The sequence below is a fragment of the Streptomyces piniterrae genome (assembly GCF_005048155.1).
GTDB lineage: Bacteria > Actinomycetota > Actinomycetes > Streptomycetales > Streptomycetaceae > Streptomyces > Streptomyces piniterrae.
Genome location: NZ_SUMB01000019.1, coordinates 17457 through 38543, shown reverse-complemented (window position 1 = coordinate 38543; position 21087 = coordinate 17457). Strand labels below are relative to the sequence as shown.

The window sequence follows — 21087 nt, the reverse complement described above, 5'->3', positions numbered from 1 at the left end:
CGTGACGCAGACCTCGTGGACGCGCTGGCCGCTACGTGAGGCGCTCTCCCGTGAGGGCATCAGCGATTCCCGGTTGTGGATCGGCCGGGCCGTCCGTGTGCTGTTGTTGGCCGGAATGCTGTGGAGCGCGCTGGCCGAGCCGGCGTTCCGCGGTTGGGGACTGCTCGCCGGATCCGCGGGGCTCGTGCTGACCGGGGTCGTCTACGTGAAGTTCTTCCAGGCCACACGGCAGCACCGCCTGTGGCCCTCCATCGGGCTGTTCGTGCTCCTGGAAGCCGCGGCGTTCGCCTTCCACGCCTCGGGAGCGCGGGTTCCCGCGGTCGTCCTGTGGTGCGGCTGCGCCATCACCTCCATGGAACGGCTGCCGCTCTGTGTCGCCCTGCCGTGTTCCGCCGTCGCTTTGGGGGCGTACGCCGCGGTGACCAACGACAACTGGGTGATGACCGCGGCGACCACTGTGGGGCTGGGCCTGGCCGGGTACGTACTGCGGCTCGACGCCGAGGCACGCGGCAACGCGCAGCGACTGCTGGCCCAGGAGCGGGCCGCCCGTAAGGCCGAGGCCGAAACGGCGGCACTCGCCGAACGAGGGCGGATCGCACGCGAGATCCACGACGTCCTCGCGCACAGTCTGAGCGCCCAGTTGGTGCACCTGGAGGCGGCGCGGCTGCTGATCCTGCGCAGCGAAGACCTCGAAGCGGACCGGGACCAGCTCCTGGAACGGGTGGTGGCGTGCCGGGGAATGGCCCGTGAAGGGCTGGACGGCACGCGTGAGGCGCTTTCCGCGCTGCGCGGGGAGATGGCCCCGGTCGAGGACTTCCTGCGCCGCCTGACCGCGGCTGAGGGCGCGCGGCTTGACGTGTCGGGCGAGCGCCGCGCGCTGCCGGCGGAAGCGGGCCTCGCGGTCCGCAGGGTGGCACAGGAGGCGCTGACGAACGTGCGCAAGCATGCGCCGGGCGCCCGGGTGAGCGTGCGGCTGGAGTACGCGGATGGCGATGTTGGACTTGTGGTGCGCGACTCGGGCGGCCGGGGCACGCCCGGCGAGCTCGCGAAGAGCGGTGCCGGATACGGTCTGCTCGGGATGCGGGAGCGCGCCGAACTCCTCGGCGGAACGCTGGAGTCCGGTCCTGACGAGGAGGGTTTCGTGGTGCGGTTGAGGGTGCCCGTATGACGACGCGCAGGGCGGCACGCGTCGTGGTCGCCGATGACCAGACCGTGGTCCGCGAGGGAATCGTGATGCTGCTGGGACTGCTGCCGGGCATTGAGGTCGTCGGTTCGGCCGCGGATGGTGAGGAAGCCATCCGTAGGGTCGCCGAGCTCGCCCCCGACGTCGTCCTCATGGACCTGCGCATGCCACGCTGCGACGGCGTCGAGGCGACCCGCCGTATTCGTGCCGAGCACCCCGGCACCCAGGTCGTCGTGCTCACGACCTACGCCGAAGACGACTCGCTCTTCCCCGCCCTGCAGGCCGGCGCCCGCGGCTACCTCACCAAGGACGCGGACGGCGACGAGATCGTCCGCGCCATCGATGGCGTGCTCTCGGGTGAGGCCGGACTGTCGCCGAAGATCCAGCGCAGGCTGCTGGAGCGCTTCGCGGAGCCGGTACGAAACCTGCCGGAACCGCCGGACGAAGCCCCCGACGGGCTGACCGCCCGCGAGGTCGAGGTGCTGCGGCTCATCGCGGAGGGGCAGGCGAATCCGGAGATCGCGCGCACCCTGCATGTCTCCACGGCAACGGTGAAGACCCACATCAACAACCTGTTCGCCAAAGCGGGGTTGCGAGACCGGGCTCAGGCGATCCATTACGCGTACCGCCACGGACTCGCACAGCCGCCCGGATAGTCCCTCACCTGATGGGGTGAAGCATTCGGAATGAAGAATCCTTGTCTTTCTTGATCTTCCCTTCTGTCCCATTCTTGGGCGCACGGTGAACAGGCCTGTGCAACAAGGAGTGTTCGGTGGACAAGAAGGACGGCCGTGCGGCCGATGAGCCAGGGGCGGCCGTACGGCTCGACGACCCGTGGTACGACGCCCTCGCTTCAGGGTGGGGCGAGTCGAACGAAGCAGGGGACGAGGCGCGGCAACGGGACGACCGTCAGTCGCCCCAGGAGACGCCCGTACCGGACCCGCGGTCCGCGTCGCATGACGACGTCTACCGGGTGGTGCAGAAAAGCGCCGCCTTCCAGGAAGTGCGCCGCCGGTACCGGCGATTCGTCGTGCCCGCCACGGCGGCCTTCCTGGCCTGGTACCTCGCCTATGTGATCGCGGCGACCATGGCACCGGACGTCATGGCGCACCGCGTCGCCGGCGCACTCAACGTCGCGATGCTCGCCGGACTCGGCCAGTTCGTCACGACCTTCCTGTTCACCTGGGCGTACGCGCGGCACGCACGGCTGCGTCGGGATCGCGCGGCGCTCGACATCCGCTGGGAGACCCAGGAGCTGACTGGGAGGACCGACCGTTGAGCGTCGACCAGCACACTCTGGCGCTGGTTCTCTTCAGCGCGTTCGTAGCCGTCACGCTCGGGATCACCACCTGGGCGGCCCGCCGCAGGCGCGGATCGGCCGAGGACTTCTACGTGGGCGGGCGGCTCTTCTCCCCTCTGGAGAATGGTTTCGCCATCGCGGGCGACCACATGTCCGCCGCTTCCTTCCTCGGCATCGCCGGTTTGATCGCCCTCTTCGGCTACGACGGCCTGCTGTACTCGGTCGGCTTTCTCGTCGCTTGGCTCATCGTGCTGTTCCTCGTCGCCGAACTGGTCCGCAACTGCGGGAGGTTCACCCTCGCCGATGTCGTCGGCGCCCGGATGCGCCAACGCCGTGTTCGCCTCGCGGTCGGTGCCGCCTCCGTCACTGTCTCCGTGCTCTACCTGGTGGCCCAGTTGGTCGGGGCCGGCAGCCTCGTCGCGCTCTTCCTGGGCGGGGCGGGTGCACAAGCCCGTACATGGACGGTGATCGGGGTCGGCGCACTGATGGTGGTCTACGTCGCCTTCGGCGGCATGCGGGCCACGACCTGGATCCAGATCGTCAAAGCGGTGCTCCTCATGGGTGGCGCGATCGCACTGACTGTCCTGGTGGTGGCTCGCTTTCACGGCGACATCAATACATTGCTGAACACCGCCGCCGAACACAGCGGCCACGGAAGCGACTTCCTCGCACCGGGCCTCAAATACGGCGGCGACTGGACATCGCGACTGGACTTCATCAGCCTCGGAATCGCGCTCGTCCTGGGGACGGCCGGGCTGCCGCACATCCTGTCGCGCTTCTACACCGTCCCCACGGCGCGCGCCGCCCGCCGATCCGCCGTCTGGGCCATCGGCCTGATCGGCGGCTTCTATCTCATGACCATCGTGCTGGGCTTCGGCGCCGCCGCGGTGATCGGCAGCGACACCGTCCGCGTGTCCAACGCCGCCGGGAACACCGCGGTCCCGCTACTCGCCCGCGACCTGGGAGGCGGCGCGGGCTCAACGGGAGGAACGGTTCTGTTCGCTGTGGTGGCCGCAGTCGCCTTCGCCACGATCCTGGCCGTGGTCGCCGGCGTCACGCTGGCGTCCTCAACTTCCGTGGCACACGACCTGTACGCCTCGCTGCGGCGGCGGCCCCGTGCCACAACGAAGGACGGGCAGCGCAGCGCGCTGAGAGAGGTAACCGTGGCGCGGGTCGCGGCGGTGGGCATCGGCGTGGCGACCACCGGCCTGGCGCTGCTCGCCCAGGACCTGAATGTCGCTTCCCTCGTGGGTCTCGCGTTCGCGGTCGCCGCCTCGGCCAACCTGCCGGTGCTGCTGTACACCCTCTTCTGGCGGCGCTTCACGACCCGCGGCGCGGTCTGGTCGGTCTACGGCGGCCTCATCCCGGCGATCGTGCTCGTCGTGCTCTCGCCGGTGGTTTCCGGCGGCCCCGAGTCACTCCTCCCGGGACTGGATTTCGCGTACTTCCCACTCGAGAACCCCGGTGGTGTGTCGATCCCGCTGGGCTTCCTCATGGGCTGGCTGGGATCGGTGCTCTCCCCGAAGGCCGCCGATGAAACCAGACATGCGGAAACGGAAGTACGGGCGCTTACGGGGGCAGGGGCGGCGTAGGGAGCCGTGCCGCAGGCGCTGGACCGGGCCGGCCTCGACGCCTAGACCCACTCGTATCGGTGCTCGGGGCGGCCGGTCTCGCCGTACCTGAGGGTGAGGCTGATCCGGCCGGTGCGTTCGAGAAGCTTGAGGTAGCGCTGGGCGGTCTGCCGGCTCACGCCCGCCTGGAGGGCGACGTCCTGTGCCGACAGCGGGGCGTCCGCGGAACGCAGCACCGAGCGCACACGATCGGCGGTGGCGGTGGAGTGCCCCTTGGGCAGCTCGGCAGGGCCGGCGTTGGCGGCCCCCAACGCACCGAAGATCCGGTCGACTTCGGACTGTTCCGCCTGGCCACCACCCTCGAAAGTGCGGTGCAGCGCCGCATAGCCCTCCAGCTTGGAACGCAGGCCCGCGAAGGTGAACGGCTTGACCAGGTACTGCAGCGCACCATGGCGCATGGCTGCCTGGACGGTCGCGACATCGCGCGCCGCGGTCACCATGATCACATCGGTGACCAGGCCTCGCCGCCGCAAGTCACCCACCAGCTGGATCCCCGTCCTGTCCGGCAGGTAGTGGTCCAGAAGGATCAGATCGACAGGGTGCCTGTCGAGCGCGGCCAGAGCCTCGGCGGCGGTGTGCGCAAGGCAACTGACCCGGAATCCCGCGACCTTGGCGACATAGGCTGCGTTGATCTCCGAGACCCGCACATCGTCGTCCACGACCAGCACATCGATCATCGGCCGGCTCCCGTCACGTCTTCGGAGTGGCGACCGCCTTCGGTGTCACGAGGACTGGCGGTCGAGTGGGTTCCTGTGAGCGCGTCGTGGCCGGGTTCTTCACGCGGCGCGGGAAGCTCGTCGGTCAGCGCATCGGGGAGCGTGACGGTGAACACCGCGCCTCCACCGGCCCGTTCACCGACCTCGGCACCTCCCCCGTAGCGCTCGGCGAGTCGGCGGACGAGGGCCAGACCGATCCCGCGTTGCCCGTGAGCGGGCGGTTCCTTGGTCGTCCAGCCCTCAGTGAAGATTTCCGCGCGACGGCACTCGGGCACACCCGGCCCGTTGTCACAGACGCGAACGACCGCGGTGCGACCCTCGACACGGACCGTCACTTCCAGCCGGGCGTCCCGCTTGCCTGTAGTGGCGTCCAAGGCGTTGTCGACGAGATTGCCGAGAACGGTGACAAGGCTGTGCGGGTCGATCAGACGGTCCGGAAGGTGCGTATCGGGCGAGATGCTCAACGAGGCGCCGCGCTCCGTGGCGACGGTCGCCTTGCCGACCAGGAGAGCAGCCAGCAGCGGATCGTGGATGCGTTCGGTGACCTGTTCGGCCGTCGCCCGGTGGACTCCCACGGCCTGGGTCACGAACTCCACGGCCTCTTCGTGCAGCCCGAGTTCGAGCAGCCCGAGGAGTGTGTGCAGCCGGTTGGCATGCTCGTGATCCTGGGCACGGAGCGCGTCGATCAGGCCCCGGGTGCCATCCAGTTCCCGGCCCAGCCGCTCCAGCTCGGTGCGGTCGCGCAAGGTGACCACGGCACCGCCGTCGTCGGTCGGCATCCGATTGGCCACCAGGACACGCTGACCGCTGACGGCCAGCAGATCTGAACCGGACACCCGGCCGGCGAGCACGTCGGTGGTACGTCCCGGCGGCAGCGCGTCGGCCAGAGGACGGCCGGCGTCCTTGGCGCGCAGGTCGAGGAGCCGTTGCGCCTCATCGTTCATGAGGCGGATCCGGCCGTGTCCGTCGAGCGCGAGGAACCCCTCACGGATGCCGTGCAGCATCGCCTCGCGCTCCGTGAGCAATGCGGAGATATCGGAGAAGGCCAGGTCGTGGGTGCGGCGCTGGAGGCGGCGGGAGACGAGGTACGCGGCCAGGGCACCCACAGCGAGCGCTCCGCCCGCGTAGGCGAGCAGCTCGGGGACGGTGGAGAGCAGCCGTTGCTGCACACTCTCGTACGCGATGCCGACGGATACGGCTCCGACGACTTTTCCGGTCTCGTCGCGCAGGGGGACTTTGCCGCGTGCCGAGCGCCCGAGGGTGCCCTCGTCGATCTGCATGACCTCCCGGCCCGAGAGCGCGACGCTGGGGTCGGTGGAGACGTGATGTCCGATCTCGTCCGGGTCGGTGTGCGACCAGCGCACACCCCGCTTGTCCATGATCACCACGTACTCGGCTCCGGTCGCGGCGCGTATCCGCTCGGCCTCGTTCTGGACGGGGCCGTTACGTGTGGGGCGGGATGCCTCCAGGGCGTCGTCGAGGCGTGGTTCGGCGGCGGTGGTCTGGGCTATGGCGAGGGCTCGGTGCATGGCCTGATCGTCGAGCTCGGAGCTGAGCGGGGCGAGGAACAGGCCGGTCGCGAGCGCGGTGACCCCGGTGGCGATGGCCAGCTGCACCATCAGCACCTGGGAAAAGACCCGGCGGGGCCAGCCCAGGCGGGGGCGTGTCAGGCGCAGCCCCGGGGCAGTCCGCCGGCTACTGCCGGGCGGAGGCGGACTGCCGGCCGCGCGCTTGGTGCGACCGGGCTGGTCCGCACCGTCTGCCCGGCTCGTCTCGTCCGCAGTGGCCTCAGCGCCTGGCGAGCCGCCGGGAAACGGCGCGGAACCCGAGAACCTCGCGGCGCTCGGGCGCGGAGCCGATTCGTCCTTCTCGCCCATATGAATGAACAGTAAGCGCGGTGGTAGCGCAGTCGGTAATTCGCGCCAGCCTGATTCCGGAGGGTGGTCGGACGGAGGCGCGCAGCGACTTGTGCCCCGCGAACGGTGGGCCCTGCGGAGTTATCCACAGGGCTTTCGGCTGCGGATTGTGCGCGCTTAGTCTCGCAGGGTGAACGTCGGGTTGGGGGCGCTCACGACGGCTCTGGCGTGGCCAGGGCGGTTGCGGGCGATTGGGGCATCGGCTGTTTCGCGGCCTGCTCGGCACGAACAAGAGCGTTCGTGGCGCATTCGGCGAAACTCCGGTGCGACTGAACCTGGCGGTGCGAGGAGGGCGAGAAAACAGAGGAGGGGACGGCCATGTGCTCGCATTCGGGCGACGGGGGACGTGTGTCGACACGGCGGGGCCGTGCGCGGCTGATCTCAACGCGGCGGGTCGCGGGGGTGGTGCTGGGCCTGGGGCTGGCCGTGACCTTGGGGTTGACCATAGGGATGGTGCTCACCCAAGCGCGAGGTGACCGCGCCGGGCTGCGCGGCGAGGAATGCCGCTGCCGACGCCCTGGGGAAGCCAGGGAATCGGACCGGGCTGCGGCGTCAGGAGAGCGGAGCGAGGGGCGCGGTGGGCCACGTCGCAGCAGTGACACCCGCGATGGCCGTGATGGAGGTGACCGTCATACGCGCCGGTGGACCGAGCGGCGCACCACAGCTGGCGGGCGCCGGAGCACCATTGGCCCCCTGCTCGACCGTGACCCGCCAGGTGCGGCCATCGGTGTGCGCGACGGAAACGGCCCAAGTGGGGGAGCTTCCCGCAACCGGCCCGCCAACGGACGACGAGCCATCGGCCCGCACCGGTTCGGGCCGCACCGCGTCGGTCCTTACGACGTCGAGTGCGTCCGCCCGCGCCTCCCCGATCAGCTCGCGAACGGCGAGGTCAGCGGCCTGAGCCGGCCGGTCCCAGGCCGAGCGCCCGCGGCAGTCGGCGAACGTGATCCGTCCCCTGCGCGCCGCCTCCACGGCGTCCTTGACCAAGTGGGCGGAGGCTCGTCCGTAGGCGTAGCCGTAGGGGAGGACAAAGAGGGTGGGCGAGAAGCGGTGGCCGCCGATATGCGTGACCTCCCAGGCTTCGAGACCGCTGGCGGCCACCTCCGCGGCCAGCGGACGGCCGAGAAGCGCACAGCAGCGGTCCCGCTTGCCGTTGGTGCAGACGAGGACCAATGGCTCCCCGGTGTACGGCTCCCAGAGGCCGCCATGTTCGCCGGTGCCAAGCGCGGCGAAGTCCAGCCCGAGGGCCGCTCGCGGGTCGGTGACGGTGGTCGTGCGGATCCAGGAGCGGCCGGGCGCGGTGTGTGCGACGAACAGACGGCGTCGGGAGACGCCGTGGCAGTCGGCGTGGCGTCCGGGCCGACGGATCAGGGCGACACGTACGTCTGTCCCCTCGGTCGCGGCCTCCAGGGCCCGGCCGATGTCAGGGTCGAGGTGGCTGTCCGTCAGCGCCTGGGCTCCCCAGGGCCCGGTCTGCTCGATGAGCAGCCAGGTCGGGGCAGTGGCCGCGGTTCCGGCCAGGGGCTCGGCCGATTCGCGGGAAGCGGTAGCGCAGGTGCTCACAAAGGTGAGCCTAACCTGAGTCGCCGGACGGCGAATGCCGGGAGGGGGCTGAGGGACTCCAGGCCCCTGGCAGCGGGGTCTGCCGGAAAGGCAGCGGCGCCTCCTCCTCCGCCACGGAAGGGAGCGGCGGGTCCGGCTGGGGGAGTGCCTGGTCGTAATGGGCGACCTGGCCGCCGTCGGCGGCGTGACCGGGAACGTCGGCAGTCGATGCGCCAGACACCTGCGAGCCGGGCGCCTTCGGAGTGAGAGGTCGCTCGCCGCAGGTTGATCTCCAGCGAAATGGTCCCTGCTGGCTCTATGGCAGCGGCTGTGGCGGGCGGGGGCCCTGATACTGGCCGCTGGGGCGCATCCGCAGTGGACGCTCTGCGTACTCCTCCAACGCGTGCGCGATCCAGCCGGCGGTACGGGCTATGGCGAAGACCGTCTCGCCGGCCTCGGCCGGCATCCCCGCCGACACCGTGAGTACGGCCAGCGCAAGGTCGACGTTGGCGTGCAACTCGGTGTGCCGGGCCGCGGTGGTGATCACCTGCCGTGCGGCCTGCAAAGCCGGCTGCGCCTGCGCCACGTCCTCCAACAGCCCGAACAGGGCGCGGGCTCGCGGGTCCTCGCCCGGATAGAGGGGGTGGCCGAGTCCCGGGACCCGGCGCCCCGCCCGCAGGTGATCGGCGACGACCGCTGCTGCGCTACCGCGCTCCAGCACCTCGAGCAGCATGCGGTGGGCCAGCCCGCTCGCCGCGCCATGCAGGGTGCCGTCCAGTGCCCCGAACCCGGCAGAAACAATCGCGTACGGGTGGGCGCGCGCAGAGGCGGCGACCCGGACCGCGAGCGTCGAGGCAGCGAGGTCGTGATCGATCAGCAGGACCAGCGCCGCGTCCAGGACGCGCAGCGACGCGGCGTCGGCTGGTTCGGAGGTCAGTCGTGACCACAGTCGCGGTGCGAGTGATGCCGCCTCGGGCTGCTGGGGAGCCTGCGGCGGTAGCGCGTCGACGAGAGTCGGGATGAGGCTGCGGGCGGTGTCGAGGACGGCGTCTTCGGACAGGTCGAAGCGCAGTGGATCAGCGGCCGCCGCGGCGATCACGGCGACCCGCAGTCGGTCCATCGGTCCGCTGTGCGCAGGCATTGCCTGTACGGCGCGGCGGGCTGCGGACAGGGCGTCGGGCGGTCCCGTGAAGCGGATGCCACGGCGTAGTTCGCCGGTCCACAGCCACTCGGCGACCTCCTCGTAGCTGTAGTGGGCGGCGAGTTCCGTGGCGTCGACGCCACGGAAGTAGCAGTGGTCGCGGTCGATGAGGGTGATGCCCGTACGAACCGCCAACTCGCCGCTGGAGCCGGAGGGTTCGCGGCGGCCGCCGCGCCGGGCGAGTGCGTCGACTTCTTTCGCGTCGAAGGTGCTGCCGCGGCCGCCGGGCTCGCGGCGGCTGGTCAGCTGGCCGCGGCTGACGTAGGCGTACACCGTCTCCGGCTTCACGCCGAGCCGGTCGGCCGCTTCGCGGGTGCTCAGCCGTCGCCCCGACGCGTCGTCCGTGACATGAGTCGTGTCTTGATCCGCCATGGAGCCACCGTATCCGCCTGCATGTGTATTGATTCAATCAATATTGACGAGACGGAATCAAGCATAGACAGTTGGATCAATGCCGGGGAGGAACAGAAGAAGGAGTTTGTTATGCCGATCGCCGAGGTGAACGCGCCCATCGAAGCGCCTCGCGGGCTCGCGGGCGTGATCGTCACCGAGACCGAGCTGGGTGATGTCCGGGGCCGCGAAGGCTTCTACCACTACCGGCAGTACTCCGCCGTGGAGTTGGCCACGGCCCGCGGTTTCGAGGACGTCTGGTACCTGATGTTCCACGGTGAGTTGCCGGACGGGGAGCAGTCGGTGGCGTTCAAGGCCGAGACCGCCGCCCTGCGTGTGCTGCCTGCCGCGGTACGTGACGCACTGCCCGGCATCGCACGGGCGGGCGCGCTCTCCGGTCCGCTCGCCGGGCTGCGTACCGCACTCTCGTTGCTCGGCGCGTCCGCCGGCTTCCGGCCGCTGTACGACATCGATGCCGACCGCCGCCGCGCGGACGCGCTCGCCGCTTGTGCGGCCGTACCGACCCTGCTCACCGCGCTGCACCGGCTCGGCCAGGGGGAGCAGCCCGTGGAGCCGCGCGCCGATCTGTCCTATGCCGCCAACTACCTCTACATGCTGACCGGTCACGAGCCGGAGCCGGAGCGTGTCCGGGCGATCGAGGCGTATCTGATCTCGACCATCGACCATGGCTTCAACGCCTCGACGTTCACCGCCCGTGTCATCACCTCCACCGGCGCCGACCTCGCGGCCTGCCTCGTCGGCGCGGTCGGCGCGCTCTCCGGGCCGCTGCACGGCGGCGCACCCAGCCGCGCCCTGGACACGCTCGACGCGATCGGTACGCCGGACCGTATCGACGACTGGATCCGGGATCGGGTGCTGCGCGGTGACCGGATCATGGGTTTCGGTCACCCCGTCTACCGCACCGAGGACCCGCGCTCCCGGATGCTGCGTGGTATCGCCGAGGGCTTCGGTGGACCGCTGGTGGAATTCGCCGTCCAGGTGGAGGCGAGGGTGGAGGCGCTGCTCGCCGAACTCAAGCCGGGCCGTGAGTTGCACACCAACGTGGAGTTCTACGCAGGTGTCGTGATGGAGCTGTGCGGTCTGCCGCGTGAGATGTTCACGCCCACGTTCTGCGCGGCCCGTGTGGTCGGCTGGAGCGCCAACATCGTGGAGCAGGCCGAGGACTCGAAGATCATCCGCCCGGCGGCCCGTTACGTCGGCCCGCCCGCTCCGCAGCCGCTGCCCGCCGTCGCGCCAAGCTGACCGTCGTATGCCCAGGAGGCGAGCCGAGCCCCTGTCGTAGGCGGTCCGTTACGATCGACAGCTCGTCCGCCGCCGGTTCGTGCGGCCCCGCCACCCGCACCATGGAGGCGCCCCCTTGGCCCCGCAACAGATCCCGGTCGTCGTGCTCGCGGGCTTCCTCGGGTCGGGCAAGACCACCCTCCTCAACCATCTGCTCGCGGCCGGCGACGGCACCCGTATCGGCGCGATCGTCAATGACTTCGGCAGCATCGAGATCGATGCGATGACCGTCGCCGGGCAGGTGGACTCGATGGTCTCGCTCGGCAACGGCTGTCTGTGCTGCGCGGTCGACACCAGTGAGCTGGACGACTACCTGGAGCGGCTGGCCCGCCCCGCGGCCCGTATCGATGTGATCGTCATCGAGGCCAGCGGGCTGGCCGAGCCCCAGGAACTCATCAGGATGATCCTCGCCAGCGACAATGACCGCATCGTCTACGGCGGGCTGATCGAGGTCGTCGACGCCGCCGAGTTCGGCGCCACCCGTGAGCGGCACCCCGAACTGGACCGGCACGTCGGCATCGCGGATCTCGTCGTGCTCAACAAGGCCGACCGGATCGAGGACGCGGCGCGGCGGCGGCTCATGGACACTCTCGCGGACCTGGCTCCGGGCAGGCCGGTGGTCTGCACGGCGTACGGGCGGATCGACCCGGAGCTGTTCTTCGACCGTGGACCGGGTGAGGACCAGGATGCGGCGGTGCGGCAGTTGTCGTTCGAGGATCTGTTGAGGGAGGCCGCGGCGAACCGTGACGTGGCGGCCGGAGGTCCCGGCGGCCCTCACGTCCCGGCCGACGACTGCGACCACTCAGGTCAGGCAGCCGGCGCGGGCCACCCGGATCACCCGCACCACACGGGGCCGTGCGACCACGCGGATCACCTCCACGCCGCGTACGAGAGCGTGGAGTTCACCTCCGATGAGCCGATGCATCCGCGCCGTCTCATGGACTTTCTCGACAGCCGCCCCGCCGGCCTCTACCGCATCAAGGGCTTTGTCCACTTCGACGTCCCGGACAGCCGGCAGAAGTTCACGGTGCACGCCGTCGGCGACTTCCTCCGCTTCTACCCTTCGCCGTGGCCGAAGGACGAGGAACGCTGCACTCAACTCGTCATGATCGGCAGCGGCATCGACGCGGCGGCTCTCCGCAAGGAGCTGGAGAACTGCCGGGAGACCGTCCCGGCGACCGCCGACGCGAACAGCATGTGGGGCGTCCTGAGGTACGTGGCTTCCCGGGAGGAGTAGCGCCGGGGCGCCGCCCCGGGGGAGCCACGGGGAAGTGGCGACGAGGCAGTAGCAACGAGGCGGTAGCAACGAGGGCGGGCCGGTCGGCATCACACCGACCGGCCCGCCCTCGTCGACTCACACAGGCTACGAACCCGCTACACCGAGACGACCTCGGCACTGTGCTGGGACGACCTCGGCACTACACCGGGCCCACCCCGGCACTAAACCGGCCCCGCCAGCGCCGCGACCTGCTTCAGCAGCGGCACCCCCGAGCCGTCCCGCCGCGGATCGACCTCCGGCAGCGCCACCGGCGCGCCCTTGGCGTCCGCCGCCCGCACCGGAGCGGCCCCGGCCCAGGCCATCGTCAGACAGTCCTCGCCCTTCAGGAACCGCTGGCAGCGCACCCCGCCGGTCGCCCGGCCCTTGCGCGGGTACTGGTCGAACGGTGTGAGCTTGGCCGTCGCCTCCGAGTCGTCGAGCGTGCCGTGCGAGCCGGCGACCGTGAACACCATGGCGTCGGAGGCCGGATCGACCGCCGCGAACGCGATCACCTTCGCGCCCTGGCCCAGCTTGATGCCGGCCATGCCGCCCGCGGGCCGGCCCTGCGGCCGCACCTGCGACGCCTGGTAGCGCAACAGCTGCGCCTCGTTGGTGATGAAGACCAGGTCCTCCTCACCGGTGCGCAGCTCGGCCGCGCCCACGATGCGGTCGCCCTCCTTGAGGGTGATGACCTCCAACTCCTCCTTGTTGGCCGGATAGTCGGGCACCACCCGCTTGACGACGCCCTGTTCCGTGCCGAGCGCCAGGCCCGGCGAGGACTCGTCCAGCGTCGTCAGGCAGATCAGCCGCTCGTCGTCCTGGAGCGTCAGGAACTCGGAGATCTGCGCGCCCCCGGAGAGGCTGGGGGCCGCCACGGTGTCCGGGAGCTGCGGCAGATCGATCACCGAGAGCCGCAGCAGCCGGCCCGTCGAAGTCACCGCGCCCACCTCGCCGCGGGTCGTCGCCGGCACGGCCGAGACGATCGCGTCGTGCTTGACGCGTTTGGCGTCGGCATCGAAGGACACCTCGCCGCTCGCCGTACGGGCCAGCAGGCCGGTGGAGGACAGCAGCACCCGGCAGGGGTCGTCGGAGACCTCCAGCGGCATCGCCGTGGGCGGGGCGCCCGCCGACTCCAGGAGGACCGTCCGGCGGTCCGTGGCGTACTTCTTGGCGACCGCGGCCAGCTCGCCGGAGACCAGCTTGCGCAGCTCCGCGTCGGACTCCAGGATCCGGGTCAGGTCCTCGATCTCGGACCGCAGCCGGTCGCGCTCCGACTCCAGCTCGATACGGTCGAACTTGGTCAGCCGGCGCAGCGGGGTGTCGAGGATGTACTGCGTCTGGATGTCGCTCAGTCCGAAGCGCTCGATGAGCCGCTCCTTGGCCTGCGCGCTGTTGTCGCTGGAGCGGATCAGCCGGATGACCTCGTCGATGTCGACCAGGGCGGTCAGCAGGCCCTCGACCAGGTGGAGCCGGTCGCGCCGCTTGCCGCGCCGGAACTCGCTGCGCCGGCGCACCACCTCGAAGCGGTGGTCGACGTAGACCTCCAGCAGCTCCTTGAGGCCGAGCGTCAGCGGCTGGCCGTCCACCAGCGCGACGTTGTTGATGCCGAAGGACTCCTCCATCGGCGTGAGCTTGTAGAGCTGCTCCAGCACGGCCTCGGGGTTGAAGCCGTTCTTGACCTCGATCACCAGCCGCAGGCCGTGTTCGCGGTCGGTGAGGTCCTTGACGTCGGCGATGCCCTGGAGCTTCTTGGAGCCCACCAGGTCCTTGATCTTGGAGATGACCTTCTCGGGGCCGACGGTGAAGGGGAGTTCGGTGACGACGAGGCCCTTGCGGCGGGCGGTGACGCTCTCGACCGTGACCGTCGCGCGGATCTTGAACGTGCCGCGGCCCTTCTCGTACGCGTCCCGTACGCCGCTCAGGCCGACGATCCGGCCGCCGGTCGGCAGGTCGGGGCCGGGCACGAAGCGCATCAGGGCGTCGAGGTCGGCGTTCGGGTACCGGATCAGGTGGCGGGCCGCGGCGATGACCTCACCGAGGTTGTGCGGCGGCATGTTCGTCGCCATTCCGACCGCGATGCCGGATGTGCCGTTGACGAGGAGATTCGGGTAGGCCGCGGGGAGCGCGGCCGGTTCCTGTTCCTGGCCGTCGTAGTTCGGTGCGAAGTCGACGGTGTCCTCGTCGATGGACTCCGTCATCAGGGACGTCGCCGACGCCATCCGGCACTCGGTGTAACGCATCGCGGCGGGCGGGTCGTCATTGCCCAGCGAGCCGAAGTTGCCGTGTCCGTCGACCAGCGGCAGCCGCATCGAGAACGGCTGCGCCATGCGCACCAGGGCGTCGTAGATGGACGCGTCGCCGTGCGGGTGGAGCTTGCCCATGACCTCGCCGACGACGCGGGCGCACTTCACATAGCCGCGATCGGGGCGCAGGCCCATCTCGTTCATCTGGTACAGGATGCGGCGGTGCACGGGCTTGAGCCCGTCGCGGGCGTCCGGCAGGGCGCGGGAGTAGATGACCGAATACGCGTACTCGAGGAAGGAACCCTGCATCTCGTCGACGACGTCGATGTCGAGGATCCTCTCCTCGAAGTCGTCCGGCGGCGGGGTCTTCGTGCTGCGGCGGGCCATCGCGGCTGCGGCTCCTTCTGCTGCGTCTACTGCCGATGTTGGATCAATGCTGTCGGGGCGGTCAGCTGTCGGATCGACAGCTGAGTCTGCCTGAGTCTGACGCGGACCATTGTGGACCGCCCCACTGACAACGCCGACCGCGACTCCCCTTTCGGCTCTCCGGCGGGCGGTACCAAGCCCCCCGTACGGGGCTCCTCGGTCCGTAACTTCGCCAGATGCCGACGCGCTTGCATAGGGTGACAGAACTTCCTCGCAAGCGGATCGAAGGGACGTACATGCCCATGGGTCACACGGCCACAGAACAAGCCGGTTCCGGCGGCCTGACAGCGACCGAGCACCGGCTGGCCAACGGCCTGCGCGTGGTGCTCTCCGAAGACCACCTGACCCCGGTCGCAGCGGTGTGCCTGTGGTACGACGTCGGCTCACGCCACGAGGTCAAGGGCCGTACGGGCCTGGCTCACCTCTTCGAGCACCTGATGTTCCAGGGGTCCGCGCAGGTGAAGGGCAACGGCCACTTCGAGCTCGTCCAGGGCGCCGGCGGTTCGCTGAACGGCACCACGAGCTTCGAGCGCACCAACTACTTCGAGACCATGCCGGCCCATGAGCTGGAGCTCGCGCTCTGGCTGGAGGCGGACCGTATGGGCTCGCTGCTGACCGCGCTCGACGACGAGTCCCTGGAGAACCAGCGCGACGTCGTCAAGAACGAGCGCCGCCAGCGTTACGACAACGTCCCGTACGGCACGGCCTTCGAGAAGCTGACGGCCATGGCGTACCCGGAGGGCCACCCGTACCACCACACGCCCATCGGGTCGATGGCCGACCTGGACGCCGCCTCCCTGGAGGACGCGCGGGCGTTCTTCCGTACGTACTACGCGCCCAACAACGCGGTCCTGTCGATCGTCGGTGACATCGACCCGGAGCAGACGCTGGCCTGGGTGGAGAAGTACTTCGGCTCGATCCCGGCGCACGACGGCAAGCAGCCGCCCCGGGACGGCACCCTGCCCGACATCATGGGCGGCGAGCTGCGCGAGGTCGTCGAGGAGGAGGTCCCCTCCCGCGCCCTGATGGCGGCCTACCGGCTGCCGCACGACGGCACCCGTGAGGCGGACGCGGCGGATCTGGCGCTCACCGTCCTGGGGGGCGGCGAGTCCTCCCGTCTGTACAACCGCCTGGTGCGCCGTGACCGCAGCGCCGTCGCCGCCGGCTTCGGCCTGCTGCGGCTGGCCGGCGCGCCGTCGCTCGGCTGGCTCGACGTGAAGACGTCCGGCGGCGTGGAGGTTCCCGCCATCGAGAGCGCGGTCGACGAGGAGCTGGCCCGGTTCGCCGCCGAGGGGCCGACCCCGGAGGAGATGGAGCGCGCGCAGGCCCAGTTGGAGCGCGAGTGGCTGGACCGTCTCGCGACGGTCAGCGGCCGCGCCGACGAACTCTGCCGGTTCGCCGTCCTGTTCGGCGACCCGCAGCTCGCGCTGACCGCCGTCCGGCGCGTTCTGGAGATCACCCCGCAGGAGGTGCAGGCGGTCGCCCAGGCCCGGCTGCGCCCCGACAACCGAGCGGTGCTCGTGTACGAGCCCACCGAGCCCAATGAGCCCACCGACGCGGCTGCCGGCACCGAGGAAGAGGAGGCGGCCCTGTGAGCGACGCCGTTACCAGCGCAGGTTCCATCGCCAGCACCATGGACTTCCACCCGCAGCCCCGGGGCGGCGCGCCCAAGCCGTGGGCCTTCCCGGCGCCGGAGCGCAGCCAACTGCCCAACGGGCTGACCCTCCTGACCAGTCACCGCCCCGGTCAGCAGGTCGTCGCCGTCGAGATCAACCTGGTCGCTCCTCTGGAGGCCGAGCCCGAGGGTCTGGACGGCGTCGCCACGATCATGGCGCGGGCCCTGTCCGAGGGCACCGACAAGCACACGGCGGAGGAGTTCGCCGCCGAGCTGGAGCGCTGCGGCGCCACCCTGGACGCGCACGCCGACCACCCCGGGCTGCGGGTCTCCCTCGAAGTGCCGGCGTCCCGGCTGGCCCGCGCGCTCGGCCTGCTCGCCGATGCGCTGCGCGCCCCCGCCTTCCCGGTCAGCGAGGTCGAGCGGCTGGTCCGCAACCGCCTCGACGAGATCCCGCACGAGCTGGCCAACCCGGCACGGCGCGCCGCGATGGCCCTGTCCAAGGAGCTGTTCCCGGGCACGTCCCGGATGTCGCGGCCCCGCCAGGGCACCGAGGAGACCGTCGAGCGGATCGACGCGGCGGCCGTCCGGGCCTTCTACGACGCCCATGTGCGGCCCGCCACGGCCACCGCCGTCGTCGTCGGTGACTTCGCCGGTGTCGACCTGGACGCGGCGCTCGCCGACACGCTCGGCGCCTGGACCGGCTCCACCGCCGAGCCGGTGAAGGCGTCGCCGATCATCGCGGACGACGCCGGCCGCGTGGTGATCGTGGACCGCCCCGGCGCCGTACAGACGCAGCTGCTCATCGGCCGTATCGGTGCCGACCGGCACGACCGGGTCTGGCCCGCGCAGGTCCTCGGCACGTACTGCCTCGGTGGCACCCTCACCTCCCGGCTGGACCGGGTGCTGCGCGAGGAGAAGGGCTACACCTACGGGGTGCGCGCCTTCGGCCAGGTGCTGCGTTCCTCCGCCGACGGCAGTGGCGCCGCGATGCTGGCGATCAGCGGCTCGGTGGACACCGCCTCCACCGGGCCGGCGCTGGAGGACCTGTGGAAGGTGCTGCGCACCCTCGCGGACGAGGGGCTCACGGACGCCGAGCGGGATGTCGCGGTGCAGAACCTCGTCGGGGTCGCGCCGCTGAAGTACGAGACCGCGGCCGCCGTCGCGGGCACCCTCGCCGACCAGGTGGAGCAGCATCTCCCGGACGACTTCCAGGCGCAGTTGTACGCCCGGCTGGCCGAGACCGGCACCGTCGAGGCGACCGCCGCGGCGGTGAACGCGTTCCCCGTGGACCGGCTGGTGACGGTCCTGGTGGGCGACGCGGCGCAGATCGCCGGGCCCGTCCGGGAGCTGGGCATCGGTGAGGTGACGGTCGTCAGCGGCTAGCACCGGCCGGATGATCTCCGGACATTTCCACCCAAAAGGGATCCCGTGGCGTGAGTTCGCCGCGGGATCCCTTGTATGTCCGGATTGTTATGACTGGTTGCTTCATGCCCGTGTGGCGAAGGGCACAAAGAGGCGGTTCCGTTTGCCGATTGAAAGATGTCCCGTTTAGCGTCGGTCCGGCTGTTCGTCACAAGACCGCCACAACAGTGGCGCCGGGCAGTCATCGCCGAGTCCCCGTACGGCGCGAGCCAGGGGAGCCGGGGACCCACATGTCCCCCTGGGGTGAATCGGACCTCTCTCCGGAGGAGTCCGTAGGAGACCTTCCTGCTCCGAACCCGTCAGCTAACCCGGTAGGCGAGAAGGAAGGAAAGGACAAGCCACCAGATGGCGTTCACCCGTGCCACCGGGAAACACCGTCGTACGAGCCGCACCGCCCGTACGACCCGCAACATCGCCGGCATAGCCACCCTCGCGGCCACCGGAGTCGTCGCCTCCATGGCGTCGCCGGCGCTGGCCGCCACGGACGAGGCGACCACCCACGACACCGGTCTGAGCCGGGCCGTCGTGCTGGGCAGCGAACTCGCCGACCGCATCGAGGCCCAGGCCGACGCCCAACAGGCCGCCGCCGAGGCCGCCGCCGCGAAGGCGAAGGCCGAGGCCGAGGCCAAGAAGCGGGCCGAAGAGGCCAAGCGGCGCGCCGAGGAGGCCAAGAAGAAGGCCGAGGCGGAGCGCAGGGCAAAGGAGCGTGCGGCCCGCGAGGCGGAGCGCAGGCGCCTCAACGCCTACGTCGCCCCCATCGCCGGCTCGTACGTGTCCACCCCGTACAAGGCCTCCAGCGGCCTGTGGTCCTCCGGGAGCCACACCGGCATAGACTTCCACGCCGCCTCCGGCAGCTCGGTGCACGCCGTCGGCCGGGGCACCGTCGTCGAGGCCGGCTGGGGCGGCGCGTACGGCAACAACGTCGTGATCAAGATGAACGACGGTACGTACACCCAGTACGGACATCTCTCGTCCCTCGGGGTCTCGGTCGGCCAGACCGTCACCCCCGGCCAGCAGATCGGCCTGTCCGGCTCCACCGGCAACACCACCGGACCGCACCTGCACTTCGAGGCCCGCACCGGCCCGGACTACGGCTCGGACATCGATCCGATCGCCTACCTGCGCTCGCACGACGTCAACGTCTGACGCCCCGCACCGTCGCGGCGCCTTCGCGTCGCAGCGCCTTTGAGAAGCCCCGGTCCCGACCGGGGCTTCGGCGTATCCGGCTGCCATCGGCGCCACATGCGTGCCGATGGCCAAAAAATATCCATGAATACCCGGCGTCCGTCGGAAAAGCCGACCCAGTCGAATAGAGTCGCGGAAAAGTCGCCGATCGGCGGCTAGGGTTACGGAAATGTCGCCGATCGGCGATGTTTCCAGGGGATTACGGCGGAGGCACGGACGATGCGAGGCCATATTTCCGCGCATGCGGTGTGCACGGCAATTCGCGATGACATCGTCTCCGGCGCGCTCGCGCCGGGGAGCCGGCTCATCGAGGACATCCTGGCGGCGCGGTACGGCGTCTCCCGGGTCCCGGTGCGCGAGGCGCTGCGCACCTTGCAGTCCGAGGGCTTCGTCACCACCCGCCACCACGCGGGCGCCTGCGTCGCCGAGCCCACCGAGCAGGAGGCGGCCGATCTCCTGGACATCCGCGCCCTGTTGGAGCCGCTGGGTGCCGCCCGCGCCGCCGCCCGCCGCAGCCCGGCGCATGTGAAGGTGCTGCGCGGCCTGGTACGCCTCGGCCGCGAGCGGGCCCGGCACGGCCACCCCTCGGATCTGCGCCAACTGGACGGCTGGTTCCACGAAACGCTGGCCCAGGCGGCCGGCAGCCCCAGCCTGACGGCGCTGCTGACCCAGCTGCGGCGCAAGATCGAGTGGATGTACACCGTGGAACTCCCGGCCCGCGCCGCCGAGTCGTGGGACGAACACGGCGCGGTGCTGGACGCGGTGGCCCGGGGGGACGCCGAACGGGCCCGCGCCCTGATGGCGGCTCATATCGAACGCTCCCTCCCGGTGCACCGGTTGCGGCGCCCTGCCGCGCCCGAGGTGAGCGGTTCGAAACGGCCCGTCAACACGGCGCGCGCTCGAAGTTAACAATCGCCCCGTATACAAAGAGGCGCGGAATCTTTTTCGGCCGGCACTTAATGGCGGCTGCCGGTTCTGCTGCACCAGGCTGTTCGGTGCGCCCTTTTCGTATTTCCCAGGCCGGTATTCGGGAACCCGGATATTCGTCGCGCTCGTGGCGGTAATTCGGGTCGCGAGGTAACCGAGTCGATGCGCGCGTGCCTATGCCCGCGTGGCCATGTATGCCTGCCTATGTGTGCGCACCAATGTGCTCGTGCCGGTAATTCGATTCCGGCGTGCCCGGTGGCCTGGGTGGAAAAGCCGAATTCGCCGGGTCCGGTGCACATGCCCTTGGTGGTGGGGGCTGCTGGGCGCGGGGTGGGGAGGGGCCGGCTGCGGGGCTGCCGTGCGTGGCGGCCGGCGCAGCGAAACGGCCCCGTCGCGGCGGCCGTTTCCGGTCGCCGCGACGGGGCCGCTGACACTGAAGCCCTGGCGGACTCAGACGGTCTCGGGGAGCTCCTCGAGGCCCTCGGCGACGAGCTTCGCCAGACGGTCGAGTGCGGCCTCGGCGCCCTCGGCGTCGGAGGCCAGCACGATCTCCTCGCCACCCTGGGCGCCGAGGCCCAGGACCGCGAGCATGGAGGCCGCGTTGACCGGGTTGCCATCGGCCTTGGCGATCGTCATGGGGACGCCGGCCGCGGTGGCCGCACGGACGAAGATCGAGGCGGGGCGGGCGTGCAGACCCTCGTTCCAACCGACATTGACGCGGCGCTCAGCCATGGTGTTGCCCTTCAGTCGCGACTGTTGTCTAGACCATTCTCGCACGCTGTCGAGAGTGCTCCGGGGGGCACTGCCGGGATTGCTCCGGGAGCGCC

At 70.4% G+C, this 21087-nt stretch carries 16 protein-coding genes and 1 riboswitch; of the genes, 10 read left to right on the top strand and 6 right to left on the bottom strand.

What is annotated here, in order from left to right:
- The first annotated feature begins 1 nt into the window (after window position 1).
- The 4 genes from FCH28_RS36425 (at window position 2) to FCH28_RS36410 (ending at window position 4075) form a co-directional block, all read left to right on the top strand.
- Window positions 2-1168 carry a sensor histidine kinase gene (locus FCH28_RS36425; protein WP_136744713.1) on the top strand — a complete coding sequence of 389 codons (1167 nt, stop codon included), beginning with the start codon at window positions 2-4 and terminating at the stop codon, window positions 1166-1168.
- Window positions 1165-1839 (top strand): response regulator transcription factor, encoded by a 675-nt coding sequence (locus tag FCH28_RS36420; RefSeq protein WP_136744712.1) that lies wholly within the window; start codon window positions 1165-1167, stop codon window positions 1837-1839. Before FCH28_RS36425 ends, FCH28_RS36420 begins: the two co-directional genes overlap by 4 nt.
- 116 nt (window positions 1840-1955) lie before the next feature.
- Entirely contained in the window at window positions 1956-2462 is a 507-nt protein-coding gene (locus FCH28_RS36415) for a DUF485 domain-containing protein (RefSeq protein ID WP_136744711.1), read from the top strand.
- Window positions 2459-4075 carry a solute symporter family protein gene (locus FCH28_RS36410; RefSeq protein ID WP_136744710.1) on the top strand — a complete coding sequence of 539 codons (1617 nt, stop codon included), beginning with the start codon at window positions 2459-2461 and terminating at the stop codon, window positions 4073-4075. The genes FCH28_RS36415 and FCH28_RS36410 overlap by 4 nt, the downstream gene beginning before the upstream one ends.
- A gap of 41 nt (window positions 4076-4116) precedes the next feature.
- Here the strand turns inward: FCH28_RS36410 and FCH28_RS36405 are convergent, their stop codons facing one another.
- From FCH28_RS36405 to FCH28_RS36390, 4 genes are all read right to left on the bottom strand, one after another.
- Window positions 4117-4791: a DUF7342 family protein gene (locus FCH28_RS36405; protein ID WP_136744709.1), complete on the bottom strand. Its 675-nt coding sequence runs from the start codon at window positions 4789-4791 to the stop codon at window positions 4117-4119.
- Entirely contained in the window at window positions 4788-6449 is a 1662-nt protein-coding gene (locus FCH28_RS36400; RefSeq protein ID WP_136744708.1) for an ATP-binding protein, read from the bottom strand. Before FCH28_RS36400 ends, FCH28_RS36405 begins: the two co-directional genes overlap by 4 nt.
- Window positions 6450-7298: 849 nt before the next feature.
- Complete coding sequence (locus FCH28_RS36395; RefSeq protein ID WP_136744707.1) at window positions 7299-8309, bottom strand: ferredoxin family protein; 1011 nt, start codon at window positions 8307-8309, stop codon at window positions 7299-7301.
- A gap of 295 nt (window positions 8310-8604) precedes the next feature.
- Window positions 8605-9861: a citrate synthase gene (locus FCH28_RS36390; RefSeq protein ID WP_136744706.1), complete on the bottom strand. Its 1257-nt coding sequence runs from the start codon at window positions 9859-9861 to the stop codon at window positions 8605-8607.
- A 111-nt stretch (window positions 9862-9972) separates the two neighbouring features.
- Here FCH28_RS36390 and FCH28_RS36385 point away from each other — a divergent pair, with 111 nt between their 5' ends.
- Both FCH28_RS36385 and FCH28_RS36380 read left to right on the top strand, forming a co-directional pair.
- A complete protein-coding gene (locus FCH28_RS36385; protein ID WP_136744705.1) occupies window positions 9973-11142 on the top strand; it encodes a citrate synthase/methylcitrate synthase in 1170 nt (389 codons plus the stop codon).
- Window positions 11143-11257: 115 nt separating this feature from the next.
- A complete protein-coding gene (locus FCH28_RS36380) occupies window positions 11258-12418 on the top strand; it encodes a CobW family GTP-binding protein (protein WP_136744704.1) in 1161 nt (386 codons plus the stop codon).
- Window positions 12419-12621: 203 nt separating this feature from the next.
- On the opposite strand, the gene FCH28_RS36375 is transcribed toward FCH28_RS36380, so the two are convergent.
- Window positions 12622-15069 (bottom strand): DNA gyrase/topoisomerase IV subunit A, encoded by a 2448-nt coding sequence (locus tag FCH28_RS36375; RefSeq protein WP_136744703.1) that lies wholly within the window; start codon window positions 15067-15069, stop codon window positions 12622-12624.
- A gap of 281 nt (window positions 15070-15350) precedes the next feature.
- Between FCH28_RS36375 and FCH28_RS36370 the strand changes: the two genes are divergently transcribed.
- The 4 genes from FCH28_RS36370 to FCH28_RS36355 all read left to right on the top strand — a co-directional run bounded on the left by FCH28_RS36370 (window position 15351) and on the right by FCH28_RS36355 (window position 20242).
- Window positions 15351-16703 (top strand): M16 family metallopeptidase, encoded by a 1353-nt coding sequence (locus tag FCH28_RS36370; RefSeq protein ID WP_136744788.1) that lies wholly within the window; start codon window positions 15351-15353, stop codon window positions 16701-16703.
- Window positions 16700-18109, top strand: a complete 1410-nt coding sequence (locus tag FCH28_RS36365; RefSeq protein ID WP_425472071.1) for a M16 family metallopeptidase — start codon at window positions 16700-16702, stop codon at window positions 18107-18109. The genes FCH28_RS36370 and FCH28_RS36365 overlap by 4 nt, the downstream gene beginning before the upstream one ends.
- A 214-nt stretch (window positions 18110-18323) precedes the next feature.
- Window positions 18324-18481: riboswitch (cyclic di-AMP (ydaO/yuaA leader) on the top strand.
- 12 nt (window positions 18482-18493) lie between these two features.
- Window positions 18494-19294 (top strand): M23 family metallopeptidase, encoded by an 801-nt coding sequence (locus tag FCH28_RS36360; protein ID WP_136744702.1) that lies wholly within the window; start codon window positions 18494-18496, stop codon window positions 19292-19294.
- A 258-nt stretch (window positions 19295-19552) separates the two neighbouring features.
- Window positions 19553-20242: a GntR family transcriptional regulator gene (locus FCH28_RS36355; protein ID WP_169314348.1), complete on the top strand. Its 690-nt coding sequence runs from the start codon at window positions 19553-19555 to the stop codon at window positions 20240-20242.
- Window positions 20243-20710: 468 nt separating this feature from the next.
- Here FCH28_RS36355 and FCH28_RS36350 read toward each other — a convergent pair whose 3' ends face one another.
- Window positions 20711-20992, bottom strand: coding sequence for an HPr family phosphocarrier protein (locus FCH28_RS36350; protein ID WP_136744701.1), 282 nt, complete (start codon window positions 20990-20992; stop codon window positions 20711-20713).
- Between the last annotated feature and the right edge of the window lie 95 nt (window positions 20993-21087).